The organism is Sphingomonas sp. LH128, from assembly GCF_000293195.2.
GTDB lineage: Bacteria > Pseudomonadota > Alphaproteobacteria > Sphingomonadales > Sphingomonadaceae > Novosphingobium > Novosphingobium resinovorum_A.
Genome location: NZ_ALVC01000549.1, coordinates 1 through 3,831 on the forward strand (window position 1 = coordinate 1; position 3,831 = coordinate 3,831).

Sequence of the window (3,831 nt, forward strand, 5' to 3'; positions counted from 1 at the left end):
GGCGCCGCGCCCGCGGAAACCCAAATAACCCTACGTCAACGCCGCCTTCCGTCGGCGCTTACGCAGAAAGGAACAGAGTGGTGCAATATGGAGCGCCAAATCCTCCCGTAAGATACAGAAAACAGGCACAAAAAAACCGCCTCGGGTTGCCCTGAGACGGTGTGCTATAGCCTTGTCTGGTTGCGGGGGCTCGCAACCACCGATACCGACATCAAATCTCTACATCAATCTAAGATAAGAATCGTATATAGCAGCGTCATGGCAACTTGCCTCGAAAGATTGGTGACGACAATGAGAATTATGTTAAATATCAGTCACTTAGAACGACATACGTTCTAAGGCGTCGCCCGTTGTCGGTCAATCCTGACGATGCACGCGGCGATCCCACCAGCCCTGAGGAGAAGCCAATGCGTGAGCAATCCCGCAACGAGAAAGATTTGGGCATCCGGTATCTGCGGATGGCGCTCGAGTACGGCCGCGCAACGCGCGCATTGGTCGACGCAAGCCAGTGTGAAGCGCCCTTCTGGCACTCTGTAGGTCACGCCTTGGGGCTATCGCTGAAGTCGCTGCTGAAAAAGCACGGCTTCGACGAGATGGACCTGATGCAGTTCATCAACCATGATCTTTACAGGGCCGAGCGATCTTTCCTCCAGCAGTGCCCAGAATCCAAACTGGACGGCTCGAAAAACCGCTGGCGCCTAGCGGCTTGAGCTGATTCACTGCGTTTGCGCGACAGCGGAGGCAGTGATGGCAGGACAGCCTGGTTTCTTCGATCTCTCGGACCGATACGAGGCGCTGAGCGCTGCAGGAGATCCGCTGGAGCGATTGGTAGGGGTGGTCGACTTCGAGGTCTTCCGCGGACCGTTGGTCGCCGCGCTGCGCCGTAGTCCTCGCGGCAAGGGCGGACGTCCGCCGTTCGACCCGGTGTTGATGTTCAAGATCCTGGTGCTGCAGGCGCTCTACTCGCTGTCAGACGAGGCCACGGAGTTCCAGATCAAAGACCGGCTCTCGTTCCAGCGCTTCCTTGGCCTCGGTCTCGACGGCACGGTGCCGGATGCAACGACGGTGTGGCTGTTCCGTGAGCGCCTGGTGAAGGCCAAGGCGATCGACAAGCTCTTCGCCCGCTTTGATGCCGCGCTCACTGACCGCGGCTATCTCGCCATGGGCGGTCAGATCATCGATGCCACCGTGGTGCCAGCGCCCAAGCAGCGCAACACTCAAGACGAGAAGGCGGCGATCAAGGAAGGGAAGATCCCCGAACGTTGGAAGGACAAGCCAGCCAAGCTCAGGCAGAAGGACCGCGATGCACGCTGGAGCGTCAAGTACACCAAAGCCAAGGTGACGGACGGCGCTGATCCAAAGGCGTTCAAGCCGGTAGATCTCGCCATCCCCATGTTCGGCTACAAGAACCATATAGGCATCGACCGGGCCCATGGTCTGATCCGCACCTGGGATGCAAGCGCCGCCAATGCGCACGATGGCGCAAGGCTGCCGGTACTGGTCAGCCCAGACAACACAGCCTCGGGCGTGTGGGCCGACACCGCGTACCGCTCCAAGAAGAACGAGGCCTTCTTGGCCAAGGGCATGTTCACCAGCAACATCCACCAGCGAAAGCCCCACCGCCGCGCCATGCCCGAACGCATCGCCCGCGCCAACGCGAGGCGGTCGGCAGTCCGCTCAGCCGTCGAGCACGTCTTTGCCGGCCAGAAGCATCGCATGGGCCTCGTCGTGCGCACCATCGGCATGGCTCGCGCCCGTATCAAAATCGGCATGGCCAATCTGGCCTATAACTTCCAGCGCCTCGCCTGGCTCGAGGGGCGTACTGCGCCCGCGTGACGCCGATCCGGCGCTGAGCGGTCCAATAGATCCGCACGGCGGAGCAAGAGCCTACCCCAGATCATGCCGCCAGGGCTGCTATGATCTCCCCTCGCGCCGCTCTCGCGTTCAACCAATGGTTTTTCGAGGCGTCCAACTGATCTCACCCAGCGCATCCCGACTAATTCGCCAAGTGTCGGAATACCATGCCCGTCCGGATTTCAGGTATCCGTGCTTGTTTCCTATCGCCTTTCTGCGCGACCCGGCGGATGCCGAACGGATACTCCTAGGACATCTTGCCAAGGTTCTAGATGATTTTGGAAAATAATTCCCAACCGGAGCTAACAACACCGTTGACCCGTCGATAAGCGCCGTCTTGTAGGGCTTCAGCGTAGGAAATTGATCCACGCAATCAGTTTCTCAGTCGAGGCCCTCAAGATTTAACCTAAAATTAACTGTCATGTACGTACCTCTCAGGACAGACCCCGGCTTATCCGAATGCAAGGTATGTTTCAGCGACTGGTCAACTTTTTGCGCGAAGCACTACGCACGCCCTGGCACTGCAACGCCCGCGATAAGGACTGCACTTTTCGGCATAGGTGCCCGTCCTGCCTCGATGAGGATGCCGAGGAGCAATCGCCGTGAAATATGGGCCGCGTCTCAACGTGATCGAAATGCGAGCTGCCGCCCGTCAGACGATCGACCACACGACTGTGGGTGAACATCGCTCCCTGGGTGATATCGCCCTCCACCTCGTGAACATCTCACAGCAGGGTTTCATGGTGCGGGGAGCCCCTGCGATCGAGCGCGGAGAGCGCCTGCAACTGCGGTTGCCCGTTATTGGCATGATAGAAGGGCATCTCGTTTGGTCCCATGAGGACCGCGCAGGGTTCCAGTTCGAGCGCCTCATCCGAGCCGACACCTTCGCCGAAGTGCTCGAGGAAATCACATCGCCGCGCCCGAAGCGGAAACGCTGAGGTCGGACGTATAAGTACGCCAGAAATTGCGCGCCGTTTCCTAGCGATAACGGGGCCGAAACCGTAGCAGCGGTCCCGCCCCCGTCGATCGAAAGAGACCCATGCATTACCGTGGATCGACCGAAGCTACGCCTAAGCATCGACTCCGGCTGCAACCACAATACCTCGCAACAGGTCAATTTAACATGAACGAGCCTGCATGGCTCGTTTCTCCGCATCCGCGCACATCACCCGAAGGACAAACCTATGATTATCTCGTTTCTTTCAGCCCGCCGCCGCCATCTCACCTCGTTCGAGAAATGCTATGCCGTCGCCTGTCAGCTTCGCGACACCACTGGCGCCGACCAGTTCATCGTGCGCACCGACAACCCCTTGCGACCCTTCCGCGTCTCGCGGCATCAGCCGAGCGAGCCCGAAAGCATCCTTGCGCTCGTAGCCTGAGCGCTCAATTCCAGACCTTCTGATCCGCCACCAGTTCGGCAGGCGTCTTGCCGACGACCAGATTGCGTGCCGCAACATGCAGCACTTCCGCCCCCGATTCCCGAACGGCCCGAGCCATGTAGGCGCGACGGTTCGCCAGGATCGCGAGCCAGCGCATATCCTTCACGGTTTCCTTCAGATCCCGTTTGCAGGTCAGATACCACAGCTTCATCTGAAGCGGGCTCTTGTCCTTGAGGATTTCCTCAAAGGCCACATAGCCCTCGCCATAGCGCACGCCCTTTCGCACGTCGTTCCACAGGTCGTAATAGGCATCTGCCATTTCGCGGGTCGCGAAATACCCGGCATCCAGGCTCTCACCCATAAGGGCTCCCGCCAGCAGCCGGCGAACAGGTCGAAGTTCGACATCGTTCATCGCGTCGCTCAGTGGCAGATCGTAATTGTACCCCTCCAGTACGTCCTTCATCTTCATAGGTTGTCCTCCTTCGGTGAGACCTATGAAAGCGTTAGAACATTTCACGAACGCATCAGTCAAGCGTAAGCGCGAAATTCGGCGCACCTGTACGGTTGAGTGACGGGGCATGAAGGATGTGTCCACCAA

5 protein-coding genes are annotated in these 3,831 nt (G+C 59.0%); 4 read left to right on the forward strand and 1 reads right to left on the reverse strand.

All coding sequences use genetic code 11. The annotated features are described in order from the left end of the window. The first annotated feature begins 350 nt into the window (after positions 1 to 350). The 4 genes from LH128_RS29995 to LH128_RS30010 all read left to right on the forward strand — a co-directional run bounded on the left by LH128_RS29995 (position 351) and on the right by LH128_RS30010 (position 3,233). Positions 351 to 710 carry a hypothetical protein gene (locus LH128_RS29995; protein ID WP_172705218.1) on the forward strand — a complete coding sequence of 120 codons (360 nt, stop codon included), beginning with the start codon at positions 351 to 353 and terminating at the stop codon, positions 708 to 710. A 37-nt stretch (positions 711 to 747) separates the two neighbouring features. Continuing rightward, complete coding sequence (locus tag LH128_RS30000) at positions 748 to 1,836, forward strand: IS5 family transposase (RefSeq protein WP_008833456.1); 1,089 nt, start codon at positions 748 to 750, stop codon at positions 1,834 to 1,836. A 620-nt stretch (positions 1,837 to 2,456) separates the two neighbouring features. Next, the gene (locus tag LH128_RS30005) at positions 2,457 to 2,792 is read left to right on the forward strand and encodes a PilZ domain-containing protein (RefSeq protein ID WP_008833457.1); all 336 of its coding nucleotides are present in this window, start codon (positions 2,457 to 2,459) and stop codon (positions 2,790 to 2,792) included. A 246-nt stretch (positions 2,793 to 3,038) separates the two neighbouring features. Then, positions 3,039 to 3,233, forward strand: a complete 195-nt coding sequence (locus LH128_RS30010) for a hypothetical protein (protein ID WP_008833458.1) — start codon at positions 3,039 to 3,041, stop codon at positions 3,231 to 3,233. Positions 3,234 to 3,237: 4 nt separating this feature from the next. Here LH128_RS30010 and LH128_RS30015 read toward each other — a convergent pair. Then, positions 3,238 to 3,831 (reverse strand): hypothetical protein (locus LH128_RS30015; protein WP_327195325.1); only part of this gene is annotated, 594 nt, incomplete at its 5' end.

Coding starts and splice junctions, on each gene's coding strand:
- LH128_RS30000 (WP_008833456.1), top strand. CDS start 748: ATGGCAGGACAGCCTGGTTTCTTCGATCTCTCGGACCGATACGAGGCG.
- LH128_RS30010 (WP_008833458.1), top strand. CDS start 3,039: ATGATTATCTCGTTTCTTTCAGCCCGCCGCCGCCATCTCACCTCGTTC.